Raw genomic sequence first — 17,029 nt, forward strand, 5'->3', positions numbered from 1 at the left:
TTTGCCTTCAAGTCCTCCGCACGAAATCTCACGATACTCGCACTACCTGTCAGCTATACATTTCCGCCACAACGGCATGTTAGGGACTTGCACCCTCTAGAGCGAAGCGCTGCCAAGCGCACAAGAGATGAAACCCTAATTAGTTTCATCCCTTTACTCATGGCATTCATTATTCCGCTTCAGTTAATGCCTTCGCTGCTTCAAATAGAATCTGCACAGCCGTTGCGATATCCTTTGAATCGGACCATTCTTCCGGACAATGACTTACGCCATCTCTGCTTGGGATAAAGAGCATAGCGGCAGCTGTGACGTCTGAAAACACCATGGCATCATGGCCTGCCCCGCTATTAAGGGAGCAGTAAGGAACATCTAATTCACTGCATTTTTCCTTCAACAAGGAAATAATGTCTGAATCCATCGCTTTAGGCGCCATATATAATTGATGTGCCACAGAAGTTTTTATCCCGCTGTCATTGTAGGAATCTACCAATTCTTTCACGTTTTCTATCATACTTAGAATATGCTCTTCCTTACCAGATCGGAGATCCACTGTAAAAACAACCTTATTGGGAATCACATTAGATCCGTTAGGAAAAACATTCAGACGGCCTGTTGTGATAACAGATCCCTCTCCCTCATTTAAAGCAAGCTCTGGCAGCCGGGCAATCATTTTAGCCGCAGCGACCAGCGCATCAGAACGGTGCTCCATCGGCATAGTTCCTGCATGTCCTGCTTTGCCTTCCACTGTTACCTCCAATTGCACTAACCCGACAATTGCCTTCACCAATCCAATTGGGATTCCTTTCCCCTCAAGAATTGGGCCCTGTTCAATATGTAACTCCAGGTAGGCCTTCATCGTCTTCGGGTCTCTCTTTTTTGGAAGAGAAGAATCCAGTCCAATTTCAGCCATTGCTTCTATGGTCTTAATTCCATCTTTATCTGTTAAATTTTTAAAATCTTCCTCATTTAACACCCCGGTTATTCCTCTTGATCCCATTAAGCCGCCTTCAAAACGTGCTCCTTCTTCTTCGACTAAGGCAATCACCTCTAATGGGTACTTCGGTGTCAGATTATTTTCTTTAAAAAGTGCTGCCACCTCAAGACCTGCTACGACACCGGCAGGCCCATCATACGACCCGCCATTGGGAACAGAATCGAAATGGGATCCAATTAATACACTTGGTGCGCCTGTTAATGTCCCCTCCAGCCTGCCAAAAATATTGCCGATTCCATCTTCTCTTACCTGAAGACCATATTCCTGCATTTTTTCCTTTATATATAGCCGGGCCTGTAAATCCTCCTTGCTGTAGGTCAGCCTTGTTGTGCCATTTCCCGGCGTTGCTGTAAATTCACTTAATCTCCCAATATGTGTTTCCATACGTTGCTGCAGATCGTTCAATACTACTCCCTCCATTGATAAAAAAATCCATCAATTTTATATACGATAATGGCAGGGTAAATTCCTGCATTCTCGAAAAGGTCTGACACCCATTCAAGGTATCAGACCTCAACTCAAAACAATCTGCCATATTCCACCACTACGTCATCATTGCTTTGACGCAGCATCCGGATTCCTCGAAAACCTTCTGCAAGCAATTCCTGCTGGCGGACAGTATCGCCCATGTCAATCAAAATAGTTTCCTTACAGATTTGCGGTACCGGCTCTTTTAAATCCTTTACAAACGTATAGCGGAGCTGCCCTCCGTATTTTTGTTTTAGTGCTGCAATCTGCATCCCTTGAGAAAATTTATCCTTCAAACTTGGAATATTAAATGGGGCAACCGTACAGCAGACAAAATGAAAATGATGTGCTTCCTTTCCCAGTTCCTCCATAATCAGCTTAGCAAGTGTTTTCTGCAGCCTGTTCCCGCGATATTCTGGCAGGACATTTGAAATCTCTTGATAAATAACTGACGAGAGCTCTGCCGCTTGTAAACCAATATCTAGCCCAAGATGTTCCGGATCATTGAGTGACGGTATGAGCAGTGCCCGAAAGGCAATCAGTTCTTCCTCGACGAATGCACCAATCATCATACCGTTTCCTTCTAAAATATATTGGTACTCTTTTGGCGACAGGGGCTGGAGAATTCCTTCTTTCTCCATACTTGCTGCAACCCGATCCTGGACACTTAAAATTAGCTGCAAATCTTCTATTGATAGTCTTCTAACGATGTATGGCCATTCTCCATTCTTTTCAAGAACGCTTTTAAAAATTGGATTCACTGTTCCCCCGCCTTTATTGAACAATCTCATGAAATACAGTTAGCTCGTTTAACATATCCTCATTTACCTTTACTCCTAACCCCGGTTTATCAGTTAAGCGAATAAATGGTACATCATATGCTAAGTCCCCGACATCTTTTGAGAACTTCAACGGGCCGGTCAATTCTACACTTGTAATGACTTTTTTTGAAAAAGCAACATGGTAACCTGCTGCTGAACCAATGGATGATTCGACCATAGATCCAATCTGGCACTCGATACCTGCCAGCTCCGCCTGATGGGCTAACTTTACTGCAGGATAAATACCACCGCATTTCATTAATTTAATATTAACTTTATCGGCCGCTCTTTTTTGAATAATTTCCCTCATTTCCCTTGTGCCTTTTAATCCCTCATCAATCATCAAGGGAATCGTTGTTTTCAATTTCACCTCAGCCATCGCATCAATATCATCGGCGGCTACAGGCTGTTCGATCCAATCAATTTGATACTCTTCTAATTGTTTTAATGCCGTTAGTGTTGCCCCGCTCGTTTGCCAGCCTTGGTTAACGTCAACCCGGATTGCAATATCTGGTCCGATTTCAGCACGGACCGCTTTGATCCGTTCAACGTCATCCTTAACATTCGTTCCCACCTTCATTTTAAAAGAACGATACCCCTTTTCCACCATTAATGAGGCTTCCTTTGCCATTTTTTCAGGTGCAGCAATACTTAACACATGGGTAATCGGAAAATCATCATGGTATCGTCCGCCAATCAGCTGATAAACTGGCTGCTTCAGTTTGTTTCCTAGAATATCATAGCAGGCAATATCTATCGCCGCCTTTGCTGCGGGTGCAAAATAAATCGTTTTGTTCATCAATTCATGGATTTTTTCAATTTCCAGCGGATTCTTTCCTATTAAAACAGGACCCAGGGTACTTTTGATGATATGGAATACCCCTTCCCATGTTTCTCCTGTTACGTGTTCATCCGGCACAGCTTCACCATAGCCGATAATCCCCTCATCTGTAGTTATTTTTACGATAATGGACGGCATATCCGCGTATGTATGATAGCTGATGACAAATGGTTGAAACAGCGGCAAACGAATGGCATAAAGTTGAATTTCTGTAATCTTCATCATAAATCTTCCTTTCTTAATATTTTTTAAGATTGCCCTGAACGGTTTTCAATAGATAGAAAAAGGAAAGTTCGCTGCCCCAGCGGACTTTCCTTTATTTTTGACAATTACAGCCGTTATCTTGCCTATATCCCTCAGTTACTTGCGTAATACGCATCCTTACTTGCGGTTAGCATCACATTACTTGCGCATACTACCTTTATTTTCAGATGCCATCTATTTTCTTGCACATAACGCATCTTCATTTACGGATACCATCTATCTTGCACATAAACACCTTTTTTTGCGGATGCCATCTATTTTCTTGCAATAGGCTGCTGAATCTTAAGCGTTTTTCAATGTTTCCGCTAGAATGCGTGCCCCTAAATCAAGAACAGAACGGTCGAATGTCATTTTAGGATGGTGCAGTCCTGGTTTAAGGTCTGCTCCTATACCAATCATTGCTGCTTTAAGCTCTGGTTTTTTAACCGTATAAAAATGAAAATCATCGCTTCCAGAAGTGATAACAGGCGGGGCAAGCACCTCTTCACCACAGACGGAACGAATTGCGTTAGCTGCAATCTTTTCTGCTTCCGCCGAAACCTCTGCCCCTGGTGTATAATCAACCCAATTCCATTGCATCTCAATGTCATAAAGCGCCTTTATTCCGGCGAGTCCTTCTTCAATCCTAGATTGCAGCTGATGTAAAACATCATTTTTTTGTGCCCGGACATCCAAGGCAAATTCAGCTGTTCCCGGAATGATGTTTAAACTATCACCGCCGGCCATAATTTTTGTCAGTTTTGCAGAATAGGCTTCAAATGGCGATAAGTAAATAGACTTAATAAATTGATGAATGGCTGCTATCACATCGATGGCGTTTTTCCCTTGATGTGGTCTTGCACCGTGGGCGTCCGTTCCGATTATTTTTCCATCAAGGAAGATGCCTGCCCCGTGATGAATGGAAGGGGCTGCTTTTCCTAACGGCAGTTCCTCTACTGGACGAAGGTGAACCCCGAAAAGATGTGTCACATTTTCCAAGGCACCGCGGTCAATCATCGCAATCGATCCATTTCCTTTTTCTTCTGCCGGCTGAAAAATAAACCGGATTTTTTTCCTGAGCGGTTTATTTTTTAGATACAATAAAGCACCGAGGACCATCGAAATATTGGCATCATGCCCGCAAGAGTGATTCCCCCTCCAGACACCATCCACTTCCTGCCATAATGCATCAATATCTGCCCGTACAGCGATGACTTCTTCTCCATCACCAATTTCCGCCAGCAGACCCGTCACATCTGGAAAAGGTCTGTACCGTACTCCAAGTCCATCCAAAATCTTCGCAATCGTTGTGGTCGTATTAAACTCTTTCCAGCTCACCTCAGGGTTTGCATGAAAATAGTTAAACCATGTTAAAATTTGTCCTTCAAAGCTTTCCCCCACTTGAAAAACACTCCTTTTCGATGTTAATTTATTCTCTTATCAACCAGTAGGACCTCCACATATGGAAGTTTCATATTATTTATTGAATCTCCAGAATCCGCCCATCAGTTCATAGAGCTGCTCTTGTTCCGTTCCATTTAAATTCACTAAAAAAGGTGTTTCCCCTTTTTCATGTAAAACTTTCTGGGCAATCCCCTCACCAAGAGGTGTACAAAATAATAGCTCAGTACCAGCCAGTTTAAGAATTTGGCAGCGGGCATTGAGGTCTGTATCAAGAAATGCTTCTGTGACCGGCAAATCCACTAGTTTTCTCCATTCTTGAAGGGTCTTCTCCAAGTCCCGCACCACTATACCGACATGGAAAAATGTTGGATTCCCTGTGGTGTGTGAACCGGTCAAACCTTGTTCTTGAAATTCCGCCAGCCTCTCTTCATCTGTTTTTTCCCATTGTATAAAAAAGGGTAATGACAATTCACTTGTCTTGCTTTCAGGAAATAGGAGCGACCATTTGATAATCTTTCCATCTCCGCGGACCCTCTCACCTGGAAGCGGGCCATAAACCATAAAGCCTTCCGCTTTAAACCTTTCTGCCAGCTCATCTAGTTGATTGGTTCGAATGGCAAGCTTTGCTGGACCTTCCCGGTGCTGATGGATTAACTTTTCCACAATTTCCGTGACCAGTCGATTTTCTTCCTGCTGCTCTGATATAGAGAGATGTTCGACTCCTAAGAATTCTATGTAGCTCAGCCCAAAATAGGTAAGGGAGTTATAGGTCCCCCAGTTCTCATGACGGCCGCCATTCACAGCATGAATCCCTTTCTGTTTTAATGGGCCTATGGTATCTTCTGGTTTATTTGAAAAAAACACAAGGTGATCAAACTCAAAATCCATAATGACACTCCTTTCATGCAACAACAATCATTACTACAATTATAATATAAAAAAAGTCCAAATTATGTTTTTTGGACTCTTGGAAAAGTGATTTCAATTGTTGTTCCTTTACCCAAACTGCTTTCTACCCTCGTTTTCCCATGATGTTTTTCAATAATCCATTTGGCAATGGATAAGCCAAGACCGGTACCTTCTGCAGAGGTCCGTGCCTTGTCACTTTGAAAAAAGCGATCAAAGATTCTTGGAATATCCTGTTCTGGAATACCAATGCCGTTGTCTTTTACCGACAGAAGAATAGAAGAATGGCTTTGGCGGCATGACAGCTGGATTTCACCGCCCTCCTTCGTGTATTTCATGGCATTATCTAATAAAATAATCACAAGCTGATGAATTCTTTCTTTGTCTGCAATAAAAGTAACAGGCTCAGGCGCCTGCAGCTGCAGTATCTTTTCCTGATATAAGACAATTTCTTCATAATCTCGGACAATTTCTTTTAACATCCCATCTAATCGAAAAACCTCTTTGTTCATTTCTAACTGATCAGAATCCGATCTTGCCAGCGTTAATAAGTTCGTAACCAGTTTGGAAAGACGCCTTGATTCATTTGAGATAGATGAAATATCAAGTATTCTATCCTGAATGGCTGCCGATGGTGTGCGAAAAAGCAGTTCCGTCTTTGCCTGAATAACAGCAAGCGGAGTCCGCAGCTCATGAGAAGCATCAGAAACAAATTGCTGCTGTTTGTGCCAGGCATTTTTGATAGGCACTAAGGCCCGTCCTGCTAAAAAATAGCCAACGGCAATGGCACAAATCACGCCGAGACCGCAGCCGACCAGCATAATGAGCAGCAGCCTGTCTAACAATTCCTTTTCCGAATTGACATTACGAATGAATTGTACCGTTAATTTGCCAATATCTGTTTGAACATCAAAAGCGATATATCGATAAGAGAATTGGCCAACTGTTATATCCTCTAACGAATTCAATTTTTTCGGGCGGATTCTCTTTTCATCACCTTGAAAAAGCTGGAACTCACGGGTTTGCTCTGTTAACAGTCGTTTATTCTCATCCCACACAAGGGTCATAATCCTTGGATCTCTACGAATAAATTTCGGCTCCGACCGCTTAAGGCTGTCATCAGGGTCTGAAGGCTGCTGCTGAAAATGTTCGACAGATTCAAATAAAGATTGATTAACATCTTGATATAACCGATTTTCAGTATAAAAATAAATAATGCCTCCAAGAATGCTGATAAGAATAATGAAGACAAGAGAATTTAATAAAGTCAGCCTGATATGTGTCTGTCTGAACATAATGTTGCTCCTATTCTTCTACCAGCATGTAACCGACACCGCGTATTGTTTTAATATCGGCATGATAACCATATGGTTCGAGCTTCTTACGGAGATGATGCATAAATACCTCAACTATGGCGATGGTTGTATCGGAATCAAAGCCCCATACACGGTCATAAATTTGCTCTTTCGTTAAGATGGCACCCTTGTTTTGAATCAAATATTCTAACAGCTCATATTGTTTTGCTGTCAGCTTCATCGGTTTTCCATCTACAGTAATATCCCGCTCTTTCCCAAACAACTCAATTCCCCGATATTGAATACTGTGATTAGTTGTTAAACTGCCGCTGCGCCGCAGCAGGGCACGAATTCTCGCTTTTAATTCTGCTGCTTGAAACGGCTTGACTAAATAGTCATCGCCGCCGCTGTCAAGGCCCTTCACACGATCTTCTAATGAATCTCTCGCTGTCAGGAATAAAACAGGGATGGTCAACCCTTCGCTGCGGATCAATTTTAACACTTCAAATCCATTAATCTCAGGAATCATGACATCTAACACAATGGCATTATGAATATTCTGTCTTGCTAAAAATAGAGCATCTTCCCCATTTGATGCCTGATCGACCTCAAATTCATCCGATAGAAGCTGGACGATTGATTCTAATAAGGGTAGATTATCTTCCACAACCAATAAGCGCATGTTGCTCACCGCTCCTCAAAAAATGACTAGTACCTTATATTATAAAGATTAATCATCATTATTTTATATAGAAAGAGGCTAAAATTAAGCCGCTTCCACTTTTCCTTTTTTCTTCTTTTATCCGCACCTAAAACTTTTATCGATAAATAAATGCCTGTCCCTGTTAAGAATATCATGGCAATGGCGATAAGGTCGATGAGCCGCTTACTATTAGTGGTTCCAATTCATCCTTCGTGGGGGCCTTTGATTATCCCCATAAGGGAGCCTTAGCCAGAACCTTCTCTGCCTGGGACGCCTTGCCTCAATGAAGCCTCTTGACCAGGAAACTGACCGTTACCGTTATTTTCATATTGTCCCTCAGTTTGACTGTTTCCAGATACTAGGGTCTGCCCATTCGTCTAAGTTTGATTCATTCCCGCCGCTTGGCTTTCATCATTAGCATATCCCTGCATGTCCATATTCATTTGCCGAGAAGGAAAATCCCCTTTTTGCCCTTGGGATTGGCCGGCTTAACCATGGGTTATTCAAGATTATGCCTGTGATCGATTCCATCAAGATAAAACTGAACAAATTAATCCAATTCATGGTGGGCTTTACTAGTTTTTCCCATGATCGATCACCCCAATATTTACTTTTAGTAAATATTGGCCATCCTCTCTAAAACTATTAAGCACCACTCCGTAACGCCTGAATCGGATTTAGTTTGGAAGCTTTGTTTGCTGGGAACACCCCGAATACAACACCGACAATAAGTGAAAATAGGAAGGAGTACAAGATGACTGGTGCTGAGAAAGAGATGCTCATATTCATGAAGGTTGACACCATTTTTCCACATCCCAGCCCTAACAATATGCCAATCATACCTCCCATCGCACTTAGAACAACTGATTCAATTAGGAATTGTAAGAGAATATCTTTACGCTTGGCTCCAATGGCTTTCCGGATACCAATTTCTTTGGTCCGTTCTGATACAGAGACCAACATAATGTTCATGATCCCAATGCCGCCAACAAGTAAAGAGATACTTGCAATGCCGCCAAGCAGCATGGTCATCGTGTTTGTAACGGAACTCATCGTATCCATGACATCCTGTTGATTGGTAACACCATAATCATTACTTTTCCCCGGAAAAAGAGCCGCCAATTTCATTTTGACTTCATTCATGACAAAATTCATCTGTGATTCACTTTTACCCTGTAAATAGACAGTACTGATGGATGTACTTCCTGCTAAAAGCTGGCCGGTACTTAATGGAACAATGACTACATTATCCCCGCTTTGCCCTAAAGAACTTCCTTTTGAAGCCAACACACCGACAACTTTATAGGAGTTGCCATTCAATTGGATATATTCCCCAACTGGATTATTTACTCCGAAAAAGGTTTCTGCCGTTTCCGAGCCCAGCACTGCTATCTTTTGCCGGTACTCGATATCAAGGTCAGTAATGAAACGCCCCCTGCTGACCTTTGTGTCACGAACGTCTGAATATGAAGCATTGGTTCCAATGACACTAACCTGTGAGGTGGTCCTATCCTTTCTTACATTTACACGTCCGGAAACAATAGGTGAAACAGCTTTAACACCGCTAAGTTTACCTAATTGACTGATGGTATCATCTGTTAATTCAAGGTCGGTGCTATACGTATTCACCGTTAGAAGATTTTTCCCCAATTGATTGATTTGGCTTGTTATATTTTTTGACGATCCTTGGGCAATGGAAACAAGGATAATGACCGAAGAAACCCCAATGATAATTCCAAGCATGGTAAGTACGGATCTTAGCTTGTTACTTCTAATACTTTTAAAAGCCATTTTAATAGATTGCAAAATCCCCAAGAAGAGCACCCCCATTCTCCTGGAGCTCGCCATCCTGGATACTGACCATTCGTTTTGCTTGTTTGGCAATCTCCAAATCATGGGTGATTAATATAATCGTGTGCCCTAATTCATTTAATTGCTGCATAAGTTTCAGGATTTCTTTGCTGGTTTTACTATCAAGTGCTCCAGTTGGTTCGTCTGCTAAAAGAATGGCCGGCTGCCCTGCCAGTGCTCTGGCAATCGCAACCCTTTGCTGCTGTCCGCCGGAGAGCTGGGCGGGCAAATGCCCCGCCCTTTCTTTCAATCCTACTTTATTTAGGCTGTCCATTGCCCGTTTATGCCTTTCACCCGCTGAGGCACCGGCATAAATAAGAGGCAGCTCCACATTTTCCAAAGCCGTAAGCTTGGATAATAGGTTGAAATTTTGAAAGATAAAGCCGATCTTTTGATTGCGAATCGCTGCCAATTGGTTATCGGTCATTTTTCCAATCTCTTTGCCATCCAGCAGATAGGATCCTTGATCAGGGTGGTCCAGGCAGCCAAGCATATTCATCAAAGTCGATTTTCCGGAACCTGACGGGCCGATTATGGCTAGGAATTCCCCTTTATTAATTTCAAGTGAAACATTGTTCAGCGCATGGACTGTTTCACCCCCAAGTTGATAGGTTTTTGACATATTGTTAATTTGAATGATAGGTTTGTCCATTAATTCCCGCCTCTTCCGCTTCCGCCGTTATTAAATCTTTTAAATCCGCCGCTTGACATTCCGCCGCCCATTTGGCCCATACCGCCCATGCCTTGCATCATCCTCCTTTGCTGGTTGGAAGAAGAAGTTCCTGCTGCTAACTGTGGCAATTGAATGGATTCACCCTCGGTTACTCCCTCCGTGATTTCCACATATTCTTCATTCGCAATACCTGTTTTAACTATTTTGCGCTGAGCCATGGCAGAACTTTTTGAATCCTTATCAGCACTATGATTGCTTGTACTTTCCGCAGCCGCAATGACATATTTTTCATTATTATTGGTATGAACGGCATCAACTGGAACATATAGGGCATTTTCCTTAGTCTCTGTTAAAATGCTCGCTTCTGTACTCATGCCAACTTTTAAACTTTTTGGCTGATTAATATGAATGGTTACGTCAAATGTAGATGTTCCGTTTTCTGAAGAGCCTTCATTTGCCACTTTTGTTACTTTACCTGTAAATGTTTGGTCAGGATAAGCATTAACTGTTACACTAGCTGTTTGATTCTTTTTCACTTTTGGAATGTCCAGTTCATCTATCGGGACTACAGTTTGTAAATCTTCATAATTTGTTAGATGTCCCACAACCTGATTCTTTGTTACCCTGTCCCCATCCTTAACGGAAACAGTGGTAATGGTCCCATCAGCAGGCGCCGTTATCGGGTCGCTGCCATCCATAAAGGTGACTAATTCGTCCCCTTCCTTTACCTTTTCACCTTCCGAAACCAATACTTCATCAATTTCCTTATTATCCTCATCTGATTCAATATCTTCGCTTGTCACAGATTCTACAGTACCCGAACCGCTGACTTTGACTTCGAGCTTTCCTTTTTGCACCACAGCCGTTCGAACCTGCTGTATGGCTTCTGCACTGCTGTTTTTAGTGTTAAACCATTGAAATCCAATAAAACCTACAATGATAATACCTGCTGCAATCCATATCCACTTTTTCATCTGTTCGTCTCCCTTTATCCTATGGAATAGCACAGACCTGCGCCATAGGCAATCAATTTATGAGCCTATTATCGAGGAGAAAACTTAACTTATCCTTAACATCTATTTCCCGCATGAAATGAAGATTAGAATATGGACCACCTTGTTGAATTGTCAAAAGGTTTGTATAATTAACCCATCAGGTCAGCAATAGGGCTTAGGTACCATATGTGTCAGGCACCGCCATTTACATGATTTTTGTGATTATGTATAGGCTAATCTGTAGGGTTTTTTACAGCAATGATTTAGGATGTGTAGGTTATGCAGCATTTGGGTAGTTTAATTGAGCACTATGGATACTTTGGAATTATATTGGCGTTAATTGGCGGTATTATCGGTCTTCCGATACCTGATGAAGTTCTTTTAACATATGTTGGATACAATGTTTACCAAGGGAAAATGCTTTATCTCCCTGCCCTCCTCAGTGCATTTTTTGGAGCATTTGGCGGAATTACATTGAGTTACATATTGGGAATGAAATTAGGCTTGCCTTTTTTAAAAAAGTTCGGCCCTAAATTTCACATGACAGAACAACGAGTGGAACGAACAAGGAAATTATTTATGAAATTTGGCCCCATCCTCTTATTAATCGGATATTTTATACCGGGGGTTCGGCACATCGTAGCCTATCTTTCAGGCATCAATGGTTATAAATATCAAAAATTTGCTTTGTTTGCATACATAGGAGCATTTATTTGGTGTTTTACCTTTATTACACTTGGAAAAGCACTCGGGGAAAATTGGATGCATGTAGGCGGTTATTTTTCAAGATATAGTGTTTATATCATTTTACTGCTTATTATTGGCTTCCTTGCTTATTATACATTGTGGCGAAAAACAAGAGTGTTTGAAAAATAAGAAAGGTCCCTTCCATTTTACATAATGGAGGGACCTTCTCTTATTTATGAATTATGCATCGTCACACTGTCCGCGAGAGCTGCCTGACACTCATTAATGCTACCAAGAGAGAACCTCCGTTTGATTAACCCGTTGGTGTCAGACACCGTTTTAACTGTTTTCGTGCGCGGTACAGTCTTGTTTTAACAGTACCGGATTTTAGATTGAGAATACATGCAATTTCATTTTCTTTTAACCCATGCTGGATTTTGAGCTTAAGTACTTCCTGTGATTGAGCAGATAATGTTTCCATCGTCCGGCCCACTTCCTCTTGGAACAGGCGGAGGAAGACTTCTTCCTCGATGTCCTCCGTATTTTCCGCAGTTCCGGCCATTGGTTCTAATATCGTATCATCTATTGGAATACAGCCTTTTCGTTTTTCCATTCTTAAAAAGTCAATCGCTGTTCTGGCTGTTATTGCCGAAAGCCAGGCTCCAATCTTTTTCGTATCACCGATGGAATCCATCTTTTTATAGGCTTTTAAAAATGCCTCCTGAACGACATCTTCCGCGTGGAAGAAGTCCTTCGTATATTTATAAGCAATATAAAGCATCTGCTTGGAATACACTTCATATAACTGGTTGAAATCTATTGTACCCAGGTCGTCACCCCCTAGTAAATCCCTTCTATTTAAAATGGCTCTTAACAAAATCCGGTGCATGCTCCTCATCGAATGACAGGATTTCGTTATAATTAGCGAATTTATAATAAAAAATCACCTTATACTCTTTGCTTGAACTCGCGGATGCCTGGTTAAGGAGCTGCTCCATTTGCCGCTTATCTTTAATATCCAGAGAATTCTCTTTACCTTCAAGTTCCTTAAGCGGTATTTCTGATCCATCTTGATTTACGGCATCCGTTTTCACAACCAATACATGTGAAAGATCATCACCGGTTACTGTCACTCTTTCCCTTAAGTCCTTCTCCTCCAGCCATTTTTTTATATTTTGATAGGTCGGTTTGATTTCAATAGGCTGAACAAATTGGTTATCATCTATATTGATTTCCAAAATCGAGCCGCGATCCCGGAAATAAAGACTATCTTTATACGATTCAGTTAACACATCTTTCCGCAGGGCTTCCATGACTTCTTTTATTTCAGCCGGATTTGATAAAGTAATATCTTTATTCATCGGTCCATTTGCTCTGAAGGTAATGGTCTTCATCCTGTTGTCTTTCAATTTAAAAATAGGATTTACAGCAAGCTTGTATTCCTTTGATTCATAGATTGGTTTAAAAAGATCATCGTACAGCCTGCGATTTACCTCATATTCACGGGTCACTGACCTGCCATTTTTCAATTCATAATGAACAAAGTAAGTGGTCGACTCAGCATTTTTCCGCTGGTTCAGTTTCCGGTCCAGCAGGATCTGCCTGTGCATTTTGCGGACCGCAGCGATATTTGGCTCTTCCTTCAATGATTTTAATCGATAGTAATCTTCACCTGTATCGGAACTATACACATACATATAGGGCTGATTGGTTACCTGGACACTTTCAATATCCGCTAAATCCGGGACATGATTTTCATAGATTCCAAGCATTTTTACACCAAGGACCAGAACGGCAACTACTGCCGCATAGATAGCTAAGCCTTTTACCTTTCCAAAAACCCGCCATGTTTTCTGCAGTACCATTTCTGCAATAAAATAGCCAAATATCGCTCCTGCTGCATAACCAAAAATGACCCAGGAGAGGCTGTTATTGGAAACGCCCGAAAAGTAAGTTCCACCCAAAAGCATCACACAAAATGTTACGCCATATTTAAAAATCGAACGCAGTTTTGGAAATGCAATAGCCTCCGAAGCCTGTTCCACCTTCCTTTTTTTATAAAAGAAAAGTGCAAGCCCGTAGAATACAAAAGCTAGAATAAGATAGAGTGCTGTGTCGCCCCATTCAAAATCCCTTCTGTTCAGCACGGTTGCATAAGTGATAGGTGACATTCTTTCCAGCTGCTGATTTAAGAAAAAGTCACTTGGAAAGCCGTATAGCAATATTTTTAAGTTATAAAACAGCAAAAGCACAAAGCCAACAGGGAAAAATAAAAATATATACGCTAAAACCGCATGTACAGCTGAAATCCCAGTCAGCATAGCAATCATGATGCTTGCTGTATATAGCAGAAATACGATTACCGTGGTCGCACCCGCCCAGTAAAAAACATCTTTTATACTAAACAAACTGTTTAAATCTAAACCAGCCCGTAAAGCTAAAACAATCAAGGTTATGGCTGCAATCGGAATGACTAAGAAAACCAGTCCTGTCAGCGCATAATGATGAAAAATCTTCTCCCTTTTTAATGGCAGACTGTGTATAAGATCTGATGCCTGCTTCACATGAAGAAAGCGGAATAAAAAGACTGCCAGTATCACGGGTACTATGACAAGCAGGCCAATCTGCAGTTCAAAATTAATTCGAAAGAGGGTAAAGTGATCTTCTTGATAATAAGGAAGACGATCCTCCGAGTACATCAATAATAGTTGAATCGGGAGGATAAACAGCAGGCCTAGAAAATAAACAATGGAAATCCAGCCGGTACTTCTCGCGATTTGCATGATGATTTCTTTATTAAACCACGATATTTTGGATGGCATAGCCGATATCCCCCATTTCGTAAATAAAAATTTCTTCAAGCGTAAGCGGGAGCAGATCAAAAATAACAGGATTTGTCTCGCGAATTTGTTTAGCGATTGTATCCTCGTCTCCCCTGATAATGAACAGACTGACACTGCCTCGTTTTTCGGTATGGAGCGGGTTTAATTTTTTCAATAATTGCTTTGGCACACCATCACGGTAGGCAACCTGCACCTTGTGAATGTCTGCCTTTAGTTCATCCAGTTCTTTTTCCATCACGAGCTGCCCCTTATGGATAATGCCGATATGGTCGCAAATATCCTCTACTTCACGAAGATTATGTGAAGAAATGAGAATAGTCATTTCTCTTTCTGCAACGTCATGAATGAGCAGGTTCTTGACTTTTTTTCTTACTACCGGGTCCAGGCCGTCCAGAGGCTCATCCAATATCAGAAATTCCGGATTTGCTGACAGTGCCAGAATAAAAGCAATCTGCCGCTGCCATCCTTTTGAAAAGGTGTCGATTTTTTTCTGCAAATTCACTTCAAACAGCTGGGCCAGTTTTTCAAAGCGTTCCTCATCCCAGTTTGGGTAACAATGCTGATAAAATCGGGCCATTTGCTTTGTTGTATAGTGAGAGAAAACGTATGGCTGGTCCGGAATATAAAACACTTTTTGTTTCAGGCTGATATTTTCATAGACTGGAGCACCTTCAATGATGACTTCCCCCTGATCCTGCTGGTATATGCCTGCAAGCAGCTTAATCAAAGTGGTTTTTCCAGCCCCGTTTGAGCCGATGAGTCCGTATATGGAGCCCTTTTGAATGGATAGGTTGACATTTTCCAATGCCTTATACCGATCAAACCGCTTGCTTATATGTTTCATTTCAATCATTCTTTTCCCCTCCCCCTTTTGCACCATCTAACTCATGGATTAAACGAATCAGCTCATCCGCTGGTATTCCTAGATAAAGTGCCTCCAGGATCAGCTTTTCAAGCTCCTCTTTTACCGTCTTTATCTTTTCTGTATCTTTGATTTTGTGGTTTGGATTAACAAAGCTCCCTTTTCCTTTGATGGAATAAATGAACCCCTGATTTTCCAATTCGCGGTAAGCTTTTTGAATTGTATTTGGATTGATGGTCAACTCGGTCGCTAATGACCGTACAGATGGCACCTGTTCATCAGGCCTTAGCATCTCGCTCATGATTAGCTCCTTCATTTTTTCAACTAATTGTTCATAAATCGGCTTACGGCTCCTCATGTCCAGCTCAAACATAACGGACCCCCAATCTGTATTAAGTGTACTATTATTTGTAATACAGTGTTATTATATCCTAGTCTTTTCCAAAAAGAAAGACTTATTTATAAAAATAGGCATCGTCACATATGGACGATGCCTTAAACTTAAAACGATTCATTTACCTCAGGAATCCAACTTTTGGATTTTTTTATAAATAAATAAGAGAAAATACCAATGACTGCGACATATAATTCAACCATCCATATGCTTGTTACGTGTCCTGTTTGAAAGAAAACAAGCGGAAAGTCGATAGCTGCATGAATCAATAATGCATAGATGACATAAGAAATTTTCCCTTTAATGACTGCCAGGAGTACAAATAAACTTAAAGCAATTTGGATAAAGACAGCAAAGAATCGTTCCACACCAGCCCACAAATAAAAGGATGCCCCTTGGTTAAGAAGAGTTTCCTTCATGGAAGCCAGCTGGTCGCTAGGCAGTTGAGCGGCAAGCATGCTGTCGAAAGTGCCGGCATTTATCATAAAAGCAAAAAGAATATTTGGCACAAACATCATTAGCATTAAGACGACGGCTTCAATTCCTCCCCAGCCGACACCAAAGGAAATGCCGCCTTTATAGGTATGGAATTTTTTAAGCAGCCATGTAAATAATATAAATCTGCCAAACTCTTCGAATAATCCAGCGGCCAATCCGCCATACAAGCCAAACCACCAGGGGTGATCCGCATAATTCGGGAAGCTTAAAATCACAACAGCATGCAATATTTTTTCTAATACTGTGTAAAAACGATAAACCCGATACTTCCAATAATCAGCGGCTTTACAGCAATCCCGGTTCTCCTCCTATAAAACAAGATTAAACCAGCAAACAAAATAAATGAAAAGATAATCGGGACAAACATTGATATGATTGTGGCAGTACTCACCATGGTAAACTCCCCCATTATTTCCAGCATTAATATGATATTGATACAATCGGGGTTACCTGTCAATTACTATTTTGTATTTTTTTACATTTTTTAAAGTAATGAAAAACATATTTCCTGCCTGCACATAAAAATGCCTTTCATCTCTCGATAAAGGGCA

General features: G+C 41.3%; 17 protein-coding genes. 1 reads left to right on the top strand and 16 read right to left on the bottom strand.

Translation table 11 applies throughout. The features are described 5' to 3' along the window. Positions 1–169: 169 nt before the first annotated feature. From M3183_RS23480 to M3183_RS23525, 10 genes are all read right to left on the bottom strand, one after another. Complete coding sequence (locus tag M3183_RS23480; RefSeq protein WP_396953757.1) at positions 170–1,414, bottom strand: Zn-dependent hydrolase; 1,245 nt, start codon at positions 1,412–1,414, stop codon at positions 170–172. Between the two features lie 98 nt (positions 1,415–1,512). Beyond that, entirely contained in the window at positions 1,513–2,223 is a 711-nt protein-coding gene (locus M3183_RS23485; RefSeq protein WP_251473557.1) for a GNAT family N-acetyltransferase, read from the bottom strand. 13 nt (positions 2,224–2,236) lie between these two features. Beyond that, positions 2,237–3,346: a mandelate racemase/muconate lactonizing enzyme family protein gene (locus M3183_RS23490; protein ID WP_251473559.1), complete on the bottom strand. Its 1,110-nt coding sequence runs from the start codon at positions 3,344–3,346 to the stop codon at positions 2,237–2,239. A 324-nt stretch (positions 3,347–3,670) separates the two neighbouring features. Beyond that, on the bottom strand, positions 3,671–4,768 hold the full coding sequence (locus M3183_RS23495; RefSeq protein WP_251473561.1) for an amidohydrolase: 1,098 nt from the start codon (positions 4,766–4,768) through the stop codon (positions 3,671–3,673). 75 nt (positions 4,769–4,843) lie between these two features. Continuing rightward, entirely contained in the window at positions 4,844–5,659 is an 816-nt protein-coding gene (locus M3183_RS23500; protein WP_251473565.1) for a VOC family protein, read from the bottom strand. 62 nt (positions 5,660–5,721) lie between these two features. Beyond that, complete coding sequence (locus M3183_RS23505) at positions 5,722–6,972, bottom strand: sensor histidine kinase (RefSeq protein WP_251473590.1); 1,251 nt, start codon at positions 6,970–6,972, stop codon at positions 5,722–5,724. Positions 6,973–6,982: 10 nt separating this feature from the next. Beyond that, positions 6,983–7,654: a response regulator transcription factor gene (locus M3183_RS23510; protein ID WP_251473592.1), complete on the bottom strand. Its 672-nt coding sequence runs from the start codon at positions 7,652–7,654 to the stop codon at positions 6,983–6,985. A 666-nt stretch (positions 7,655–8,320) separates the two neighbouring features. After that, positions 8,321–9,490, bottom strand: coding sequence for an ABC transporter permease (locus tag M3183_RS23515; protein ID WP_251473594.1), 1,170 nt, complete (start codon positions 9,488–9,490; stop codon positions 8,321–8,323). Next, entirely contained in the window at positions 9,468–10,178 is a 711-nt protein-coding gene (locus tag M3183_RS23520) for an ABC transporter ATP-binding protein (RefSeq protein ID WP_285880941.1), read from the bottom strand. The genes M3183_RS23515 and M3183_RS23520 overlap by 23 nt, the downstream gene beginning before the upstream one ends. Beyond that, entirely contained in the window at positions 10,178–11,173 is a 996-nt protein-coding gene (locus M3183_RS23525) for an efflux RND transporter periplasmic adaptor subunit (RefSeq protein ID WP_251473598.1), read from the bottom strand. The genes M3183_RS23520 and M3183_RS23525 overlap by 1 nt, the downstream gene beginning before the upstream one ends. Before the next feature lie 300 nt (positions 11,174–11,473). Between M3183_RS23525 and M3183_RS23530 the strand changes: the two genes are divergently transcribed. Beyond that, positions 11,474–12,070 (top strand): DedA family protein, encoded by a 597-nt coding sequence (locus tag M3183_RS23530; protein ID WP_251473600.1) that lies wholly within the window; start codon positions 11,474–11,476, stop codon positions 12,068–12,070. A gap of 124 nt (positions 12,071–12,194) precedes the next feature. On the opposite strand, the gene M3183_RS23535 is transcribed toward M3183_RS23530, so the two are convergent. The 6 genes from M3183_RS23535 to M3183_RS23560 form a co-directional block, all read right to left on the bottom strand. Next, entirely contained in the window at positions 12,195–12,758 is a 564-nt protein-coding gene (locus M3183_RS23535) for an RNA polymerase sigma factor (protein WP_251473602.1), read from the bottom strand. Further along, complete coding sequence (locus M3183_RS23540) at positions 12,736–14,703, bottom strand: DUF6449 domain-containing protein (protein WP_251473605.1); 1,968 nt, start codon at positions 14,701–14,703, stop codon at positions 12,736–12,738. The genes M3183_RS23535 and M3183_RS23540 overlap by 23 nt, the downstream gene beginning before the upstream one ends. After that, complete coding sequence (locus M3183_RS23545; RefSeq protein WP_251473606.1) at positions 14,678–15,577, bottom strand: ABC transporter ATP-binding protein; 900 nt, start codon at positions 15,575–15,577, stop codon at positions 14,678–14,680. The genes M3183_RS23540 and M3183_RS23545 overlap by 26 nt, the downstream gene beginning before the upstream one ends. Beyond that, positions 15,570–15,959, bottom strand: a complete 390-nt coding sequence (locus M3183_RS23550; protein ID WP_251473608.1) for a GntR family transcriptional regulator — start codon at positions 15,957–15,959, stop codon at positions 15,570–15,572. The genes M3183_RS23545 and M3183_RS23550 overlap by 8 nt, the downstream gene beginning before the upstream one ends. A 128-nt stretch (positions 15,960–16,087) precedes the next feature. Then, a complete protein-coding gene (locus tag M3183_RS23555; protein WP_251473610.1) occupies positions 16,088–16,693 on the bottom strand; it encodes a YhfC family intramembrane metalloprotease in 606 nt (201 codons plus the stop codon). 20 nt (positions 16,694–16,713) lie between these two features. Next, complete coding sequence (locus M3183_RS23560; protein ID WP_251473614.1) at positions 16,714–16,872, bottom strand: hypothetical protein; 159 nt, start codon at positions 16,870–16,872, stop codon at positions 16,714–16,716. Positions 16,873–17,029: the final 157 nt, after the last annotated feature.

Source organism: Neobacillus mesonae (assembly GCF_023715155.1).
In the GTDB taxonomy this organism is placed as follows: domain Bacteria; phylum Bacillota; class Bacilli; order Bacillales; family Cytobacillaceae; genus Neobacillus; species Neobacillus mesonae_A.